16 protein-coding genes are annotated in these 17,399 nt (G+C 75.5%); 7 read left to right on the top strand and 9 right to left on the bottom strand.

The features are described from left to right. Positions 1–152: 152 nt before the first annotated feature. Complete coding sequence (locus tag QUG92_RS10515) at positions 153–1,274, top strand: glycosyltransferase family 9 protein (RefSeq protein WP_289458976.1); 1,122 nt, start codon at positions 153–155, stop codon at positions 1,272–1,274. Between the two features lie 291 nt (positions 1,275–1,565). Here QUG92_RS10515 and QUG92_RS10510 read toward each other — a convergent pair whose 3' ends face one another. From QUG92_RS10510 to QUG92_RS10480, 7 genes are all read right to left on the bottom strand, one after another. Next, positions 1,566–2,270 (bottom strand): SDR family oxidoreductase, encoded by a 705-nt coding sequence (locus QUG92_RS10510; RefSeq protein ID WP_069710925.1) that lies wholly within the window; start codon positions 2,268–2,270, stop codon positions 1,566–1,568. A gap of 137 nt (positions 2,271–2,407) precedes the next feature. Then, the gene (locus tag QUG92_RS10505) at positions 2,408–3,865 is read right to left on the bottom strand and encodes a PfkB family carbohydrate kinase (protein ID WP_289458975.1); all 1,458 of its coding nucleotides are present in this window, start codon (positions 3,863–3,865) and stop codon (positions 2,408–2,410) included. Then, positions 3,862–4,488: a D-sedoheptulose-7-phosphate isomerase gene (locus QUG92_RS10500; RefSeq protein ID WP_069710924.1), complete on the bottom strand. Its 627-nt coding sequence runs from the start codon at positions 4,486–4,488 to the stop codon at positions 3,862–3,864. The genes QUG92_RS10505 and QUG92_RS10500 overlap by 4 nt, the downstream gene beginning before the upstream one ends. Beyond that, the gene (locus tag QUG92_RS10495) at positions 4,485–5,879 is read right to left on the bottom strand and encodes a glycosyltransferase (protein ID WP_289458974.1); all 1,395 of its coding nucleotides are present in this window, start codon (positions 5,877–5,879) and stop codon (positions 4,485–4,487) included. The genes QUG92_RS10500 and QUG92_RS10495 overlap by 4 nt, the downstream gene beginning before the upstream one ends. Continuing rightward, entirely contained in the window at positions 5,876–6,877 is a 1,002-nt protein-coding gene (locus tag QUG92_RS10490) for a glycosyltransferase (RefSeq protein ID WP_069710923.1), read from the bottom strand. Before QUG92_RS10490 ends, QUG92_RS10495 begins: the two co-directional genes overlap by 4 nt. Before the next feature lie 134 nt (positions 6,878–7,011). Beyond that, positions 7,012–8,070, bottom strand: a complete 1,059-nt coding sequence (locus QUG92_RS10485; RefSeq protein ID WP_289459137.1) for a glycosyltransferase family 9 protein — start codon at positions 8,068–8,070, stop codon at positions 7,012–7,014. Between the two features lie 41 nt (positions 8,071–8,111). Then, entirely contained in the window at positions 8,112–8,663 is a 552-nt protein-coding gene (locus QUG92_RS10480) for a D-glycero-alpha-D-manno-heptose-1,7-bisphosphate 7-phosphatase (protein ID WP_289458970.1), read from the bottom strand. Between the two features lie 61 nt (positions 8,664–8,724). Here QUG92_RS10480 and QUG92_RS10475 point away from each other — a divergent pair, with 61 nt between their 5' ends. The 5 genes from QUG92_RS10475 (at position 8,725) to QUG92_RS10455 (ending at position 14,171) form a co-directional block, all read left to right on the top strand. After that, complete coding sequence (locus tag QUG92_RS10475; protein WP_259346284.1) at positions 8,725–9,699, top strand: glycosyltransferase family 9 protein; 975 nt, start codon at positions 8,725–8,727, stop codon at positions 9,697–9,699. Positions 9,700–9,774: 75 nt separating this feature from the next. Continuing rightward, complete coding sequence (locus QUG92_RS10470) at positions 9,775–10,131, top strand: PRC-barrel domain-containing protein (protein WP_069710920.1); 357 nt, start codon at positions 9,775–9,777, stop codon at positions 10,129–10,131. Between the two features lie 122 nt (positions 10,132–10,253). Continuing rightward, positions 10,254–11,294 carry an SGNH/GDSL hydrolase family protein gene (locus tag QUG92_RS10465; RefSeq protein WP_289458968.1) on the top strand — a complete coding sequence of 347 codons (1,041 nt, stop codon included), beginning with the start codon at positions 10,254–10,256 and terminating at the stop codon, positions 11,292–11,294. A gap of 37 nt (positions 11,295–11,331) precedes the next feature. Beyond that, positions 11,332–11,802 carry an NUDIX hydrolase gene (locus tag QUG92_RS10460; protein ID WP_289458967.1) on the top strand — a complete coding sequence of 157 codons (471 nt, stop codon included), beginning with the start codon at positions 11,332–11,334 and terminating at the stop codon, positions 11,800–11,802. A gap of 83 nt (positions 11,803–11,885) precedes the next feature. Next, entirely contained in the window at positions 11,886–14,171 is a 2,286-nt protein-coding gene (locus QUG92_RS10455; protein ID WP_289458965.1) for a carboxypeptidase-like regulatory domain-containing protein, read from the top strand. A 300-nt stretch (positions 14,172–14,471) separates the two neighbouring features. Here QUG92_RS10455 and QUG92_RS10450 read toward each other — a convergent pair whose 3' ends face one another. Together QUG92_RS10450 and QUG92_RS10445 are read right to left on the bottom strand one after the other, a co-directional pair. After that, the gene (locus tag QUG92_RS10450) at positions 14,472–15,833 is read right to left on the bottom strand and encodes an MFS transporter (RefSeq protein WP_289458964.1); all 1,362 of its coding nucleotides are present in this window, start codon (positions 15,831–15,833) and stop codon (positions 14,472–14,474) included. A 237-nt stretch (positions 15,834–16,070) separates the two neighbouring features. Continuing rightward, positions 16,071–16,952, bottom strand: a complete 882-nt coding sequence (locus QUG92_RS10445) for a hypothetical protein (protein WP_182047512.1) — start codon at positions 16,950–16,952, stop codon at positions 16,071–16,073. A 125-nt stretch (positions 16,953–17,077) separates the two neighbouring features. Here QUG92_RS10445 and QUG92_RS10440 point away from each other — a divergent pair, with 125 nt between their 5' ends. After that, entirely contained in the window at positions 17,078–17,389 is a 312-nt protein-coding gene (locus QUG92_RS10440; protein ID WP_182047513.1) for a hypothetical protein, read from the top strand. The last annotated feature ends 10 nt before the right edge of the window (positions 17,390–17,399 follow it).

The following is a 17,399-nucleotide window of genomic DNA, read 5'->3' as shown; positions in this document are numbered from 1 at the left end:
CTTCACGGATGTACGGGCAGTTCCTCCACGTTCCTCGGACGATCCTGAGCGCTGCCCCGGTTTCCCGATCGCTCGTCCGTGGAGCGCACACCGCCGCGCTCACGGTGGCACTGCTCCGGCTCCTCTCGGCAGCGCTCCGGTAGACGGGTGTGGTGCAACTGATCGGCAACGGTGGAGAACGCTTCGACGACGTCCGGGAGATCGCGGTGCTCCGCGGCGGCGGGCTGGGGGACCTGATGTTCGCGGTCCCCGCGCTCGAGGCGCTGCACGCCGCGTACCCCGACGCGCGCATCACGCTGCTCGGCGGTCCGACGGCCCCGGCGGTGCTGCGCGGGCGCACGGACGCCGTGCACGCGTTCGAGGAGCTGCCGGTCGTGCCCGGGGTGCGTGACGGCGGCGAGGGGGCCCCGACGCTCGAGGACTTCGAGCAGCGGCTGCGCGGCCGCTTCGACCTCGCGGTGCAGCTGCACGGCGGCGGCCGGAACTCGAACCCGTTCCTGCTGCGGCTCGGCGCCCGGCACACCGTGGGCACGGCCACCGAGGACGCCGAGGTCCTCGAGCGGTGGGTCCGCTACGTCTACTACCAGCACGAGGTCGTCCGCGGGCTCGAGGTCGCCTCGCTCGCCGGTGCCGCCCCGGTCACGCTCGACCCGCGGTTGCACGTCACCGCCGAGGAACGCCGGGCCGTCCGCGACCGGCTCGGCGTGACCGGGCGACTGCTCGCGGTGCACCCGGGCGCGACCGACCCGCGTCGCCGCTGGAGTCCCGAGCGCTTCGCCGCGGTCGTCTCGGCACGGCTCGATGCCGGCGACGACGTCGTGCTCGTCGGCGACGCGACCGACGTGCCCGCGTCGCAGGCGATCCTCGGGGCGGTGCCCACGGCGCTGCACGAGCGCCTGCACGACCACACCGACGCGCTGCCCCTGGCGGACCTGCCGACGGTGCTCGCGGCGGCGGACGTCGTGGTCGGCGACGACTCCGGGCCGCGGCACCTCGCGGTCGCGGTCGGGACGCCGACCGTCGGGGTGTTCTGGTTCGGGAACGTCGTCAACGCCGGACCGGTCGATCGCGGGCGCCACCGCGTGCACATGTCCTTCGTCACCCGCTGCCCGGTGTGCGGCGTCGACGTCACGCAGGTCGGGTGGACCGCGGAGCGCTGCGAGCACGACCCCTCGTACGTCGACGAGGTCCAGTCCGAGGCGGTGCTCGCGGACGTGGCGGACCTGCTCGCCACGGTGCGTCCGCGCGACCGGATCGTCCCGCCGGCGGGCTGAGGTCGGTCCGCGAGCGGGCGGCGCCGGCGTCGGTGGGGGCTCCTCGACCGCACTCGATCGGCGGTGAACGCTCGCGCCGACGTGCCCGCGTGCCGGATGCCGGGGTCCCACGACACCCCGCTCGCGTCCACCGAGGTTCCAGGAGCGGGGCGTGGTGACGCCGAGAGCGCAGGATTCTGGAACCCCCGCAGACCGGTCCGCGCGCGCCGCTCACCGGGCGCACGGCCCACGGACGACGGGAGGCACGGTGCCGTCCGGCACCGCGCCTCCCGTCGACCTACCGGCGAGCGCCTACGGCCAGCTCGGCTCCGTCGCCGGCATGATCGACATCTCGCGGATCTCGCAGCCGGCCGGCTGCGACAGCGCGAACAGGATCGAGTTCGCCACGTACTCCGGCTCGATGAGCTGCGCGTCCGGGCCCGGCTTGTACTGCTCGGTGCGTCCCTCGAAGAACGCGGTGCGCATGCCGGCCGGGATGATGTTCGTCACGCCGATGCGGCCGGCGGTCTCCGCGGCGAGTGCCTGCGAGAAGCCGCGGACGCCGAACTTCGACGCCGAGTACGCGGTGCCGTCGCCGACGCCGCGCAGGGCGAGCGACGACGAGATCGTGACGACCCGGCCGTGCGTCGCCTCGAGGGCGGGCAGCGCGGCCCGCACGACGGCGGCGGTGCCGAGCAGGTTCACGCCGACGATCCGCTCCCAGTCGCCGGACGAGATGGCACCGATCGGGGCCGGGGTGTCGATGCCGGCCGCGGTGACGACCGCGTCGAGGCCGCCGTGGCGCTCCGCCGCCTCGCGGACGGCGCGCTCGGTCGCCTCGGTGTCCGTGACGTCCACGGCGACGGCGTCGGTGCCCTCCGGCACGGCGTCGACGCGCAGGTCGAGGACGATCGGGGTGCCGCCGGCCTCGGCGACGGCGGCGACGACCGCCGCGCCGAGACCCGAGGCACCGCCGGTGACGAGGACGCGGCCGATGGGGGTGGTGGGGACGGGCATGGACTTCCTTCCGGGAGTGGCGTGGTGCCGGTCCGTCGGCGGTGCCGACGGGACGTTCGTGGTGACGGGCGTCGGACGGGAGGCGCGGGGCGGGGCTGCCCCGTGCCTCCCGTCCGACGCGTGGTCGGGGTGGGGCGTCAGCCGACCGCGGCGAGGGCCGCGGCCAGGCGGGTGGTCGACCGACCGGGGTGGAACGGGACCGTGACGACCCGGCCGCCCCACTCGGCGAGCGTCGCCGCCTCGGGCAGCTCGCTGGCGGCGTAGTCGCCGCCCTTCGCCCAGACGTCCGGGCGGAAGCGGCGCAGCGCCTCGTCCGGGGTGTGCTCGTCGAAGACGACGACGGCGTCGACGCAGTCGAGTGCGAGCAGGAGCTCGACGCGGTCGTCCTGGCTCATGATCGGCCGCTCCGGACCCTTGAGGGCTCGGACCGAGTCGTCGGAGTTGAGGCAGACGACCAGGCAGTCGCCGAGCGCCCGGGCCGCGGAGAGCGTCCGCGCGTGCCCGGCGTGCAGCAGGTCGAAGCACCCGCCGGTCGCGACGACGGTGCCGCCGGCGCTGCGCACCTCGTGCACGACGCGCAGGGCGTCGCGGTCGACGCCTGGCACCGCCACGGGAGCGGGTCCGTCGTCGGCGAAGAGCGCGGTGACGCCGCCGGCCGCGAGGTACTCGGACGCGGCGAGCACGCCCGCCTCGACGGCCTCGGTCACGTCCGCGCCCTCGGCGAGGGCGATCGCGACGCCGGCCGCCAGCCGGTCGCCCGCTCCGCAGGGGTCGCCGGCGGTGACGGACGGGGCGGGCACGAAGCGGCTGTCGAGCGCACCGGATCCGGCACCGCCGTCCGCGGCGGGACGGCGGGACGCGACGAGCGCACCCCGGTCGCCCATGGTGACGGCGACCGCGTCGACGCCCCAGGTGTCGACGAGCGCCGCGGCGGCGTCGGTGGCGAAGGGCACGCCCTCGCCGGGGACGTCCGTGTAGCGACGTGCCTCGGACGTGTTCGGGGTGACGACCGCGGTACCGACCACGGGGGCGGCGCCCTTGGGGTGCGGGTCCCAGACGACGGGCGTGGTGCGGGCGGCGGCGGTGAGCGCGTCGCGGAGGCCCGCGGACGCGGCGACCCCGCGGCCGTAGTCGGCGACGACGATCGCGTCGGCGCCCTCGAGTGCCGCGGTCATCTCGGCGGTGGTCTCGGGGACCGGGGGCGTCGCGCAGCCCTCGTCGATGCGGACCAGGGCGTGGTCGACGACCCGCACGCGGGTCTTGACCGGCGTCGGCGCACCGGAGGGACCGGCGACGACCCGCACGTCGGGCAGCAGGGCGCGGATCTCGGCTGCGCGGTCGTCGTCGCTCAGGACGGTGACGAGCGTCACGTCGTGGCCGTCGCGGACCAGCATCGTCGCGACGAGACCGGCGCCGCCGGCACGACGGTCGTCGGTGCGGACGTCGACGACGGGGACCGGGGCGTCCGGGCTGAGGCGCTCGCTCGTGCCGGACACGTCGACGTCGAGCAGGGTGTCGCCGACGACGACGATCCGGCGACGCAGACCGCCGCCGGTGCTCAGCGAGGTACCGCCGGTGCGCTGTGCGCCGCTCACCGGCGGCCACCGCGGCGGAGGGCCGGCTCCATGGCCCGGCAGAGCGCGTGCACGAGGACCAGCTGGGCCTCCTGCACGTTCGCCGACGGACCCTCGATGCAGATGGCGTCGTCGACCGCCTCGGCCAGCGGGTTGGGGCCGGGGCCCGTCATCGCGATCGAGCGGGCGCCGACGGCGCGGGCCGCCTCGGCGGCGCGGAGCAGGTTCGGGCTCTTGCCGCTCGTGCTGAGCAGGACGACGACGTCACCGGCGCGGGCGTGCGCGGTGACCTGGCGGGCGAAGACCTCGTCGTAGCCGTAGTCGTTGCCGATCGCCGTGACCGCGGAGCTCTCCGCGTGCAGGGAGATCGCCGAGTAGGCGGGGCGGTCCCCGTCGAACCGGCCGGTCAGCTCGGAGGTCAGGTGCTGGGCCTCCGCGGCGGAACCGCCGTTGCCCGCGGCGAGCAGGCGACGGCCGGCCACCAGGCGTGCGGCGATGTCGTCCGCCCACGCGGCGATGTGGTCCTTGTGGTCCACGAGGGACGCGATCACGGGCACCGAGGCGGCCACGTGGTCGACGACCGTGCGGACGCTGTCGCTCTCGGTCGCCGGCTCGCGGGTGCCGGTCTGCTGCTCGATGGTCATCGTGCGGTCCTCTCCGTCGGGTGCGGCCGTGCCGCGGGCGTCGGGCGGGCGGTCCGTCCGGCGCGACCGGGGCGGGAGCCCGGGGTCAGGGTCGCGGGTTCCGCGGGCGCCGAGCCGGTGGCGGCCGCGGCGCTGGTCGGTGCGGGGGCGCCGCTCCCGGCGGCCACGCCGCCGGCGACGAGCCGCTCGTACACGCGCTCGCTGTCGGCAGCGACCTTGTGCCAGGTGTAGCGGGTCTCGGCGCGTTCGCGGCCGGCCCGGCCGTACGCCTCGCGGCGCTCGGCGTCGTCGAGCAGGCCGCCGACGGCCGCGGCGACGGCGTCCTCGTCGCGGGGCGGGACGTGCAGCCCCGTCGCGTCCTCGACGACCGTGTCGATGAGGCCGCCGACGCTGGAGGCGACGACCGGTCGGCCGCACGCCATCGCCTCGAGCGGCACGATGCCGAACGGTTCGTACCAGGGAGCGCAGACGACGACGTCGGCACTGCGGTAGACGGCCGGCATGTCGTGCTGGCCGAGCTGGCCGCGGAACGTGACGTGCTCGCGCACCCCGAGCGAGCGGGCCAGGGCGTCGAGGCGCTGGTACTCGGGGTCGTCGGCCAGGTCGGACCCGGCGGTGCCGGCGCCGCCGACCACCACGAGCTCGGCCTCGCGGCCCTCGTCCAGGAGCTTCGCGAGCGCGGCGATCGTGGTGCCGACGCCCTTGCGGCGGACCAGGCGCGACGCGGTCAGCACGCGGAACGGTCGGCCGCGTTCCTCGACGGGGCCGTCCGGTCGGAACAGTTCGGTGTCGACGCCGCACGGCACCACGGAGATGGCGTGCAGCGGGACGCCGAGGGCCTTGAGCTCGAAGGCCTCGTCGGAGCAGGTCGCGACGACCTGGTCGACGCTCCGGCCGACGGCGGGCTCGATCCACTCGCGCTCGGCGGGGCTCGTGTCGGCGGTGCCCTGGTGGCGGCGCTTCACGACGCCGAGGGCGTGGAAGGTCTGCACGACCGGGATCCGGATGCCACCCGTGCGGGCCTGCACCTGCTTGACGGCCTCGAGCGCCGCGTGGCCGGACATCCAGAAGTGCCCGTGCACGACGTCGGGGCGGTCGACGAACCACTCGGCGGCGAGCACCGACGCGAACGTGCCCATGTACGGGAACAGGTCGTCCTTCGGCACGTGCCGAGCGGGTCCCGCGTCGACGTGCACGACCTCGACGCCGGGTCGCAGCAGCACACGGACGGGCTGGTCGGCGTCGTCGCGCCGCGTGTAGACGGTCACCTGGTGGCCGCGGTCGGCGAGGGCTCCGGAGAGCTCCGCGACGTGCACGTTCTGTCCACCGGCGTCGACACCGCCGAGCACGGCGAGCGGGCTCGCGTGCTCGGACACCATCGCGATCTTCATCGGAGGCTCCCTTCCAGCGCGGCGGACGCCGCGTGCTCTCGTCGCGCACCACGCGCGACGGCGTCGTCGAGGAGGTCGTCCCAGTCGCCCAGGTACCGGCCGAGCGCGTGCCGCGCCAGGGCGGCCTCACGGGCGACGGCACCGCGGCGGCGGGCCTCCTCGGGGTCCTCCAGCAGAGTCCTGGAGGCGCGGACCAGCTCCTCGACGTCGGTCGCGATCGCGCCGGCCTCGGCGGGGACGGTGCGCGCCGCGTCGGTCGTCGCGAGCACCAGCACCGGCATCGCCATGTGCATCGACTCGATGAGCGACAGGCCGAGGGAGGTCCACCGGTTCGGGTGGACGTAGGCACGGCGCTGCGCGAGCGCCGCGTGCATGGGGTCGGCCGGCACGTCGCCGAGGGCGACCACGCGGTCGCCGAAGCCGAGCTCCGGCAGCCGTTCGGTCCCCATGCCCCAGAGGTCCACGGGGGCGACCTCGGCGAAGCGGGGGAGCAGGTCGGTGCCGACGACGCGACCGCGGCGGACCGGCTCGTTGATGACGACGCCGAAGCGCTCGAGCTCGCCGGTGTACAGCGGACCCGGATCGACGACGCCGTGCTCGATCACGGTGGTGCGGGTCGTGCCGCAGTCCCACATGAGGGCGTTCCAGTGCGTGACGTGCGCGATGACGAGGTCGTCACGGTCCCGCATCGGGTGCAGGCTGCTCGGGACGTCGACCCGCGGTGCGTTGTGCTCGACGAAGACCGTCGGGACCGAGCGGCCGCCCAGGAGTCGACGCGCCTCCTCGAGTTCCTCGGTGCGCTGCAGCACGACCACGTCGACCTCGGCGTCGGCGACGTCGGCCGGGTCGATCTCGATCACGGAGTCGGGCCAGTCACGGCCGCCGCGCCCGAGGCCCCAGCCGTCGCGGGCCGGGGTGGTCGGGACGAGGTACTCGTGGGGGCCGCGGACGAAGGCGTCCATCCAGCCGCCGTGCACGTGCCACACGAGGATCCGCATGCAGGGCCTTTCGGTCGATCGGGTTCCCACGAGCGGCCTCGCGCGCGCAGCGCGGGTGCCGACCGACAGGAGCAGGAGGAGCAGTGGCGCACGCTACGGAAGCAGTGCTGCGCCCCTTCGCAGACTTCTCCGCTTCATCCGCGGAACGCGGTCGGGACCCCTGTCACGCTACGGCCGAGCAGGCGTTCGTGGGCGGCGAGGACGTCCTCGACGCGCACTCCGGACAGGCAGGGGTGCCCCGGGACCGGGCAGTCGCGGGCCCGGCTCAGCCGGCACGGGGCGGCCTGGTCGCCGAGCAGTTCGACATCCGGGGCGTACGGCGCCCACTTCACCGCGGGCACGACGGGCGAGAACAGGCTCACGATCCGCGCACCGACCGCGGCGGCGAGGTGCGCGGGACCGGTGTTGCCGACGACGACCACCTCGGCGCCGGCGAGCACGGCGGCCAGCTCGGCGGGCGACGTGCGGCCGCCGAGGTCGAGCGCCGTGTCGCCGGCCACCGACGCCGTGAGCGCGCGCTCGCCCGGACTACCGGTGACGACGACGGGTACGCCCCGCTCGGCGTAGGCCGCCACCAGCGCGCGGTGGTGGTCCTCGGGCCACGACCGCGCCGGCACGCTCGCACCGGGGTGGACGACCACGTAGCGGTCCAGGGCGGCCACCTCGGGTGGTGCGACGGCGTCGTGCCGGACCGCGAGCCTCCCGTCGTCCGACGCGGGCAGCGCGAAGCCCGCCGCCTGCGCGATCCGCAGGGCGCGCTCCGGCTCCGGGAGGTCCTCCGGCAGGTCCTCGCCCGGGCGCAGCCGCACGTCGAGGAGCGACCCCGGGTGGTCCACCGACGCCCCGGAGACCCGGGCGACGCCGGCCAGGCGGAGCAGCAGCGCGACCGGCAGGGGCGACTGGTGGAACGAGGTGAGGACGACGGCCTCGTCGGGCTGCTCCTCGGTGACCAGGGCACGGAACTCGCCGAGGAGCGCGTCGTCGATCGGCCGCGCCGTCTCGGTGACCCACGGGGCGGCCCACGTGCGCACACGGTCGACGCCGGGCAGCAGGTGTGCCGCCGGAGCACCCTGCGGACCGCAGAGCATCGTGACGTGCGCGGCACCGGCGGCCACCGCCCGGACGGCCGGGCCGGCGACGAGGACGTCGCCGAACGAGTCGAGGCGGACGACCAGGACGCGGGGCCGGGGCATCATCGCGCCCGTCCGGGCGTCGGCGTCCGCCGTCGCCGCGCTCACGCGCGTCGGGCGGGGACGCGGGCGAGCACGAGGTCAACGGCCTCGGCCAGGTCTGCGGCGACGGTCGTGGCCGCGTCGACCTCCTCGGTGCGCGTGCGGGCCGTCGGTACGAGGATGCCCTGCGCTCCGGCCGCTGCGGCCGCGCCGACGTCCGCTCCGATGTCGCCCACCACGACGAGCTCCGAGGGGTCGACGCCGAGCCGCTCGGCCGCGTCGAGCACCATGCCGGGACGGGGCTTCCGGCACGAGCAGCCGTCACCGGCGTCGTGCGGGCAGACGCACCACACGTCGAACGGCCCGACCAGCTCGTCGACGCGGGCGTTGGTCGCGTCGACCTGCTCCCGGGTCGCCAGGCCCTTGGCGATCGCCGACTGGTTCGTCACGACGCCGACGAGCAGCCCCGCGGCCCGGGCCCGCTCGACCGCCCGGTGCGCACCCGGCACGGGCACCACGCGGTGCGGGTCGGCGTTGTACGGGACGTCGATGACGATCGTGTCGTCACGGTCGAAGAGCAGACCGCGGACGAGGCGGTCCTTCGCGAGAGCCATGCTCCTTGGTACCGGTCCGGAGCCGTGTGCCGCCACAGCGCAGTCCGGATACCGTCGTACCGTGACCGCTGTCCCCGCCCTGCCACCGTCCGACGGCCGCCCGGACCTCCTGGTCCTCCGCGCCATCAAGCTCGGCGACGCGCTCGTCGCCGTCCCCGCGCTGCACGCGCTCCGCCGGGCCTTCCCCGGCCACCGCATCACGCTCGCGACGACCGCGTGGCTCGCCCCGGTCGTCGAGCTGCTGCCGGTGGACGTGCACCTCGCCCAGCACGGCCTCGACCACGCGATCGCCGCGCCGGCCGGCGCGGTCGACGTCGCCGTGAACCTGCACGGTGCCGGACCGGAGTCGTCGGACCTGATCGCCGCGCTCGGCGCGCGACGGGTGATCGGCCACGCCGACCCGACGCACGGGTACGAGGGACCGGAGTGGCCGGACGACGTGCACGAGCGCGAGCGCTGGGCCGACCTGGTCACCTGGCACGGCATCCCCGCCGACCCCGACGAGGTCGCCATCGCCCGCCCGCAGGCACCCTCGGTCGCGCCCGGTGCCGCGGTGGTGCACATCGGCGCCTTCCACGGGGCACGGCACTGGCCGACGGACCGCTTCGCCGACGTGGTGCGCGGGCTCCGGGAGCGCGGTCTCGACGTCGTCCTGACGGGAGGCGCGGACGACGTCGAGCGCGCCACCACCGTCGCGCAGGCGGCCGGGCTCGACCCCTCGGCGGTCCTCGCGGGGGCGCTCGAGCTGCAGGCCTTCGCCGGCGTGGTCGCCGGGGCGTCGCTCGTGGTCACGGTCGACACCGGTGCCGCGCACCTCGCGTCGGCCTACGGCATCCCGTCGGTCGTGGTGTTCGGACCCGCCCCGCCGGAGGCGTGGGGGCCGCCGGCCTCGGGCCCGCACGTCGTCCTCACGGACGCCTCGGTCCGCCGCGGCGACGTCTTCGCCGAGGACCCGGACCCGGCGCTCCTGGCGGTCGGGGTCGACGACGTGCTCGCCGCCGTCGACTCGCTGCCCGTCCGGGCACAGCCGGTGTGAAGCGCTCGGGGGCGCACCGGTAGCGTCGCCGAGGAGCACACCAGCTCGAAGGACCACCGCTCGGAAGGAGCACCCGTGTTCGAAGCCGCCAACATCCGTGACTGGATCGGCCTGCCCGTCGTCGACGACACCGAGGACAAGATCGGCACGCTCGAGAGCATCTACTACGACACCGCGACCTCCGACCCGGCGTTCGGCGCCGTGACCACCGGACTGCCCGGGTTCCAGAAGCTGCTGTTCGTGCCGCTCGTCGGGGCGACGGTCGCGCCGAAGCACCTGCGCGCTGCGTTCTCGAAGAAGCTCGTGAAGGACTCGCCGACCATCCCGACCGACGGCGAGCTCGAGGCGTCGACCGAGCCGGTGCTGTACGAGCACTACGGGCTGCAGTACCAGACCGGCAGCGGGGGAGAGCGTCGCCTGGGTCGCCGCTGACGTGACGGCGAGGGCGGACGGGTAGTCTTGCCCGTCCGCCCTCGGCCCGCCCGTCGCCGTCTCTCGTCCACCTGGAGCACCCCCTGAAGCGCACCGCCCGCCCGAAGCGGCTCGTCGCCGCCGTGGCCGTGCTCGCCGTCGTGGCGGTGGCGGTGGTCCTCCCGTGGTCGCCCGGTGCCGGACCGGGTGAGCGGGCCGCTGCGGCCCCCATGTGGCCCGTCCCGGAGCCCTACCCGGTGACCGACCAGCCCGCGGAGACCCTCCCCGCGATCCCGCCGGGCAGCGAGTACGTCGCGCTCGGTGACTCGTACTCGGCCGGCTACGGCCTGCCGGACCCGACACGGCTGCCGACGAACGCGTGCGGGCAGTCCGCGCGGGACTTCCCGCACCGGATCGCCGCGCGCTTCGGCCTCGCGCTGACCGACGTCAGCTGCGCCGGGGCCACCAGCCGCGACGTGGTCTCCGGCCACCAGTTCCGCGGGGTGCCGCCGCAGGTCCGTGCGCTCTCGGAGCGCACCCGGCTCGTCACCCTGACGATCGGCGGGAACGACGCCGACCTCTTCGGGACCGCCGCGTCGTGCCTGGCGCTCTCCGCGCGCGGACCGGTGTTCTCCGGCCGCGACGCCCCGTCCTGCCGGAGCACGCTGGTGCACGACGGCGTCGACGACCTCGAGGTCCGCATCCGTTCCCGGGTCGCGCTCGGCATCGCCGACACGCTCGCGGCCGTCCGCCGGGCTGCGCCGAACGCCGAGGTCGTGCTCGTCGGGTACCCGGCGATCTTCCCCGACGCCGAGCACACGCTCGAGCGCGGGTGCTTCCGGTCCGCGCTCGACCTCGGGTCGCTCGCGGGTTCGTTCCCGCGCGACACCTACCCGTTCACCGACACCGACGTGCGCTACCTGCACGGGGTGCAGGAGGAGCTCGACGAGGTGTCCGCGGCGGCGGCACGGGCGGCCGGGGTGACCTTCCTCGACGTGTTCGCCCGCTCGCAGGCCCACTCGGCGTGCGCGACCGCCCGCCCGTACGTCGCCGGCGTCTCGCTGGCCGGCACCGGTGACCTCAGCCGCATCGACCTCGAGCCCGGGGCGCTCCACCCCAACGGCCGGGGCGTCGCGTGGCTCACCGCTCGGCTCGCGGCCGCGCTGCGGACCACCGCGGGCTGACCGGTACCGGCCCGCCGGCGCTCGGTACGCTCGACCCGTGGTCACCAGCGCCGGGCTCCTGCTGCACCGCGGTTCGCCGCACGACGGCGACCTGCAGGTGTTCCTCGCGCACATGGGCGGACCGTTCTGGCGGCGCCGCCCGCGGGCGTGGTCGATCCCGAAGGGACTGCTCGAGGAGGGCGAGGACGCCCTCGCCGCGGCCCGCCGCGAGTTCGCCGAGGAGATCGGCGTCGCGGCTCCCGACGGAGAGGTCGTCGACCTCGGCGAGGTCCGCCAGGCGTCGGGCAAGCGGGTCCGGGTGTTCGCCCTGCCGGCCGAGGGGTTCGTCGTCGACGTGGTCCGGAGCAACACCGTGCGGCTCGAGCTGCCGCGCGGGTCCGGCCGCTTCGTCGAGGTGCCGGAGGTCGACGAGGCGCGGTGGGTCCCGGTCGACGAGGCGCGCGAGCTGCTCGTGGCGGGACAGGTGGTCGCACTCGACCGGCTGGTGTCCGCCGTCACCGATCCGTGACCTCGGAACCGGCCCCCGTCAGCGGGACACGGATAGCCTGAGGAAGCGTCAAGGACAGGTGGCGCCGACACAGGGGAGCACACATGCGCGGATCGCGCACCATCACCGCCGGCGGCATCGCCGTCGTCCTCGGGGCCGGGCTGGCGGTGAGCGGCGTGACGAGCGCCTCCGCCGCGACCGCGGGGCACTGGGGCGTCTTCACCGTCGCCGGGTCCGCCCGCGCGTACAGCGGAGCCGTCGCGCTGCCGGGCTTCCCGGAGACCACGTTCACGTCGACCTCGCGCCAGACGCAGGTGGTCTCCGGCGCGTCGACCTGGCAGGGGCCCTCGACGCCGCCCGGAGCCGAGTACGGCAGCAGCCGGGGCAACTCGTACGTCAACCAGCGACCCGACACGGACAACGCGACCAGCCCCGCCGTCACCACCTACACCTTCGCGGGTGGCACCCCGGGCGCCGGCGGGTGGTCGTTCGTGCTGGGCGACATCGACGCCGACCAGGCCACCATCACGGCGACGCTCGCGGACGGCACCCCCGCCTCGGTCGCGCAGCTGGGCTTCGCCGGGGCGTACAACTCGTGTTCCGCGGGCTCACCGGGCGGCTGGTCCTGCGACACGGACGGCGACGGTACCACCGGGCGGGACGTCCCGACGTGGAACGCGACGACCGGCGTCCTCGTCGGCAACCCGACGGCGAGCGACACGGACGGAGCCACCGCGTGGTTCACGCCGACCGCCTCGCTCGGCACCCTGACGATCACGTACCAGCAGCGGAGCGGGTTCCCCGTCTACCAGACCTGGTTCGCGAACCGCACCTCGTCCCTGTCCGGCGTCGCGACCCTCGACGGCGCTCCGCTGCCCGGGGCCCTGGTGACCGCGACCGCACCGAACGGCACCGAGTACACCACCACGACCGGTGCCGACGGCGCGTACTCGTTCGACGCCCTGACGCAGGCCGACGGCTACCGGGTGTCGATCGCCACGCCCGACAACGCGGCGGTCGACCGGGCACCGGCCGCCGTGTCCCTGCGCAGCGACGTCACCGGCGCCGACTTCGCCTTCAGCACGCCTCCCGGCACGGTCGAGGTCGACGGCACCGTGGTGGACGAGGACGGCCTCCCGGTCGCCGACGCCACCGTCACGGTGACCGACCCGGCGACGGGCACGGTCCTGGCCGAGGTGGTCAGCGACAGCGAGGGGCGGTGGAGCGCCTCGGGCCTGCCCGCGGGGACGGCGATCAGCGCCACCACCGCCGGCGCGACGCCGGTGACGGCGACCACGGGCGCGGACGGTGCTCCGTCGGCGACCGTGCCGCCGATCGTCGTCCAGGCACCGCTGGGGACGGTGAGCGGTCGTGTGACGCTCGACGGCGTGGCACCGACCTCGCCCGTGACGATCGAACTCGTGCAGGGCGACCAGGTCGTCGTGACGGTCGAGACCGCGGCGGACGGCTCGTACGACCTCCGCCTGCGTCCGGGGAGCTACACGGTCCGCACCGTCGCTCCGGTGGCGGGGGCCACGGGACCGACCGAGGTCGCCGTCACGGTCCCGGCCGACGGCACGGTGACGGCGGACTTCCCCTTCGTCGCACCGGTCCCGCAGACCGTGTCGCAGGCGGGGACGGTGACGTACACCGACGGCACGCCGGTCGCCGGGAAGACCGTCACCGCCCGCCCGGTCGATGCGGGTGCCGGTGCCGACGTCCAGGGCAGCACGGGTGCCGACGGGTCGTTCGACCTCGTCGGGTTGACGCCCGCGACGCCCTACGTGCTGACGGTCGACGGAGCGGCCCCCCGGACCGTCACCTCGGCCGGGTCCGGAGCCGCACCGACGCCGGTCGCGTTCGTCCTGCCGCTGCCGACCGTGGAGCAGCCGGGAACCGTGACGGACGCCGACGGCGCGGCCGTGCGCGGAGCCGAGGTCGTCGCGACGCCTGTCGACCCGGCCGACGGCAGCCCCGTCGAGGCCACGACGGACGCGGACGGCGCGTTCGACCTGACCGGACTGCGCCCGAGCACCGCCTACTCGGTGATCGCTGGCGTCGAGGACCTCGCCAGCGAGCCCGTGGCGGTGACGACGGCCGCCGTCGGTGCGACCCCGACACCGCTGGCGATCGCGCTGCCGGCCGTGGCGGTGCCCCCGACCACGCAGCCGACGCCCGCTCCGACCGCACCGGTCGAGCCGGGCACCGGGCCGACGACCGTGCCGGTCGGCAGCGCGGGTGGCAGCGTGACGGGCGGTGGACTCGCGTTCACCGGTACGGAGCTCACGCCGGGGCTGATCGCCGCGGGCGCGTTCGTCCTGCTGGGCGGCGGTCTGCTGACGTTCCGGGCCGTGCGGAACCGTCGCCGCACGACGCACCTGCAGGACTGACCCGGTGACGAGGACGGGGCGGGTCGGCGCACTGCCGACCCGCCCCGGCCCGTTCCGTGACCAGGCGGGGCGCACCGCCGGAGCCGCACCGAGCCTCCCGGCCGGCGTCACCGGGCCACAGGGCCTGCACGATCCGCCCGCCGCGCACCGTCGAGGTCCCAGGACTCGCCGTCAGCACAGCCCCGGGGTGCCGAGGAGCCACGTCGACCGCGCCGAGGTCCCGGGATCGTGGAACCTCGACGACCGGCGATCGGGCGAGTCGGCGCACCTGCCCGCCGAGCGCCGCGCGCGGGACGTGCCTCAGCGCTGGCGACGCGTGCGCACCGACCCCGTGCTCACGGCGACCGACCCGGTCAGCGTCTGGATCGCCCGGCTGACCACCGGCACCGAGGTGGTGACCACCGCGAGCGACGACGTGATCGCCTCGATCGACGACGTCGACAGGTGCTCCTGCGTGTGCGTGTGCACCGGGAAGCCGCGACGTGCCACGAGCACGACGCCGAGCGACCCCACGAGCACGACGGCCCCCGCGAACGGCAGGTACTGCAGCCCGACGAGCCCGAGGGCCTGGCCGCCGATCGCCGCACCGCCCGCGATCCCGATGTTCGAGGCACCGTTCACGAGCGCGCCGGCGATGTCGGGGGAGACGCCCCCGGTCCGGATGGCCGCCGCCATGAAGAGCGTGCCGGTCGTCCCGTTCGCGGCCATCCACACGCCGGCGACCGCCATGGTGCCGAGCAGGGAGCCGTGGACGAACGGCAGCACGGCGAAGGCCCCCGCCATCACGGCGACGGCGGCGACGAGCGTCTGCCGCGGCGCACGGTCGACGAAGACCCCGGCGAGCCAGAGCCCGACGACCCCGGTGCCGCCGAGCACGAGGAGTGCGCCGCTCACCATGCCGGCGTCGAGCCCGGCGTCGATCGCGTAGGGGCCGATGTAGGTGTAGACGACGTAGTGGCCCGCGAAGAGCAGCAGGTCGGCGACCACGACGGCCAGCAGGCCGGTGCGTGCCCACGCCCGCGGCGAACCGATGTGCGGCGACGCGCTCCCGCCGACGCTCGGCAGGAACGCCACGGCGACCACGGCGAGCGCCGCGGCGGCGAGTGCGACCCCGCCGACGGCCGGCCGCCAGCCGGTGCTCTGCGCGACCCAGGTCGCCAGGGGCACCCCGAGGACGAAGCCGAGCGAGCTGCCGGAGTAGACGAAGGCGATCGCCCGGCCGGCCAGCCGGGGCGGCACGATGCGGGTCGCGTAGGCCGACGCGACCGAGAAGAACAGCGCGTGTGCGACACCGCCGACGACGCGGCCGGCGCAGACGACGGCGAAGGTCGGGGCGAGCGCGACCATCACGTTCGACACCGCGTAGCCGACCAGGGTGGCGACGAGCACCGCCTTGCGGGGGAGCCGCGCGGTGAACGCGGTGAGCGGCAGCGCGAGGATCGCCACGGCCGCCGCGTACACGGTCACGACGACGCCCATGGTGGACTCGGAGACGCCGAGGTCACGGCTCATGGTGCCGAGCAGGCCGACCGGCATGAGCTCGGTCGTGATCGCGAAGAACGTCGCGAGACCGAGCACGGCGATGCCGACGACGGACCTGCTGGTGACGGTGATCGGCCTCGTGTGCGTCGACACGGCCGAGGTGGTGGTGTTGGTGGACACGCTGCTGACCTCCTCCGGGGGACACCGGAGCACGCAGCAGCTCACCGTCCTGACGGTGGGGGTGCGGGGCGCGCTCGCGGTTCGTCGTCCGGGTCGACCGACCCGGACGTGGTGTTGTGGGACGACTCCACGGCGAGTGCGCTCCTCCAGTGTTGCACGCTGCATCCGGATCGCGCGAGACCCCCGCGGAAAGTCACAGGAGCGCTCCAACGCACCGCGGGAGCGGACATTCCCCGGTCAGTTCTCGTTCGTCACGGTGCCCTGGACGCCGCCGCCCCGCAGGGTGACGGTCAGCGTGCCGCTCATCGACTGCGCCGAGAGCGAGACGTTCCCGTGCAGGGCGTCCTCGCGCGGGTAGCAGGCGGTCGTCGACTCGAGTCGGTTCGCGGTCGCCACCAGGCAGATGGTCTCGCGGTCGGTGCCGACGCCGGCCCAGACGTTCCAGGGCGTCTCGAACGAGCTGCCGTCGAGCGCCCGGTTCGTGAACACGAGCCGCGTGGTCCGCAGGCTCACCGGCGCCTCGACCGGACCCGGCAGCTGGTCGGCGTACGTCTGCGGGATGTCGAGGAGCTCCTCGAGCGTGACCGTCCCGGCACTCGGCGTCGTGCTCGGCGCGGCGGCGGGCTGGTCGTGCGAGGTGCCGACGAGCGTCCCGGCGGCGAACGTCAGGCCGAGCACGGCCGCGGCACCGAGCGCGATCCAGGCGCGCGGGCGCGCGGTCCAGAGCAGTGAGCGGGCTCGTGTCCGCCAGGTCGTCGGTCCGGCCGGGAGGCCCGCCCCACCCCCGTCGTCCACCGCGCCCCCGTCGCTCCCCGGCTCGGTACCGGCGGTGCCGGTCCGTCCCGCCGGCTCGGCTCCCGTCGTCGTCGCCGCGCCACCGTCGGACGCCCGGTGCGTGCCGGGGTCGGGTCGTGTGTCGCGGTGCAGACGTGCGTCGGGCTCCGGCCGGGCGTCGTGATCCGTCCGCATGTCCTGTTCTGGTCGCGCGTCGGGGTCCTGTCGCACGTCGAGGTCCCGGAGCGCGGCCCGCGCCCGAGCGGCGGCCTCGGCCGACGACCCGGCACCCCACGCGAGCGCCTCGAGTCGTGCCCGTTCCGCGGTGACGTCGTCGTCTGCCATGCGCACTCCCGGTCCGGACGCACCGGACGTCGCCCATGTTCCCACCGAGGCGCAGCGCCGTCCGCCCCGGTGCGGGGGCCGGCCGGTCCGCGTACCCGCCCAGTTCGAGGGGGTAGACGGGAGCCATGAGCCCCGACCGTGACCCCGCGTCCGCCACCGACGTGCCGACGACCCCGCCCACGACGGACCGGCACGGCGCGCCACACGACGAACGGCCCGGCGAGGAACGACACGACGCCGTCCGGCACGACGCCGACCCGGAGACCCTCGAGGCGCTCAGTCACGACACCCAGTCCGGCGAGGCCGACTACGTCGCGACGAGCCCCGGGGGGAGCGGCACCGAGCGCCACGTGCCGACGCCCGACGAGGAGCAGGGCCGCGGGTCGGAGTACGACCCGGTCGACCAGGGCCCGCAGCAGGAGGGCCAGGGCGGCTAGGCACCCTGGC

Source organism: Curtobacterium citri, assembly GCF_030362955.1.
In the GTDB taxonomy this organism is placed as follows: domain Bacteria; phylum Actinomycetota; class Actinomycetes; order Actinomycetales; family Microbacteriaceae; genus Curtobacterium; species Curtobacterium citri.
Note: the sequence above shows the minus strand (reverse complement) of the source record. Positions and strands in the feature narration are given on the sequence as shown.

What these genes read in the sequence shown, in the direction of transcription:
- QUG92_RS10510 (WP_069710925.1), bottom strand. Translation starts at nt 2,270, where the DNA reads ATGCCCGTCCCCACCACCCCCATCGGCCGCGTCCTCGTCACCGGCGGT.
- QUG92_RS10500 (WP_069710924.1), bottom strand. Translation starts at nt 4,488, where the DNA reads ATGACCATCGAGCAGCAGACCGGCACCCGCGAGCCGGCGACCGAGAGC.
- QUG92_RS10495 (WP_289458974.1), bottom strand. Translation starts at nt 5,879, where the DNA reads ATGAAGATCGCGATGGTGTCCGAGCACGCGAGCCCGCTCGCCGTGCTC.
- QUG92_RS10490 (WP_069710923.1), bottom strand. Translation starts at nt 6,877, where the DNA reads ATGCGGATCCTCGTGTGGCACGTGCACGGCGGCTGGATGGACGCCTTC.
- QUG92_RS10485 (WP_289459137.1), bottom strand. Translation starts at nt 8,070, where the DNA reads ATGCCCCGGCCCCGCGTCCTGGTCGTCCGCCTCGACTCGTTCGGCGAC.
- QUG92_RS10480 (WP_289458970.1), bottom strand. Translation starts at nt 8,663, where the DNA reads ATGGCTCTCGCGAAGGACCGCCTCGTCCGCGGTCTGCTCTTCGACCGT.
- QUG92_RS10455 (WP_289458965.1), top strand. Translation starts at nt 11,886, where the DNA reads ATGCGCGGATCGCGCACCATCACCGCCGGCGGCATCGCCGTCGTCCTC.
- QUG92_RS10445 (WP_182047512.1), bottom strand. Translation starts at nt 16,952, where the DNA reads ATGGCAGACGACGACGTCACCGCGGAACGGGCACGACTCGAGGCGCTC.
- QUG92_RS10440 (WP_182047513.1), top strand. Translation starts at nt 17,078, where the DNA reads ATGAGCCCCGACCGTGACCCCGCGTCCGCCACCGACGTGCCGACGACC.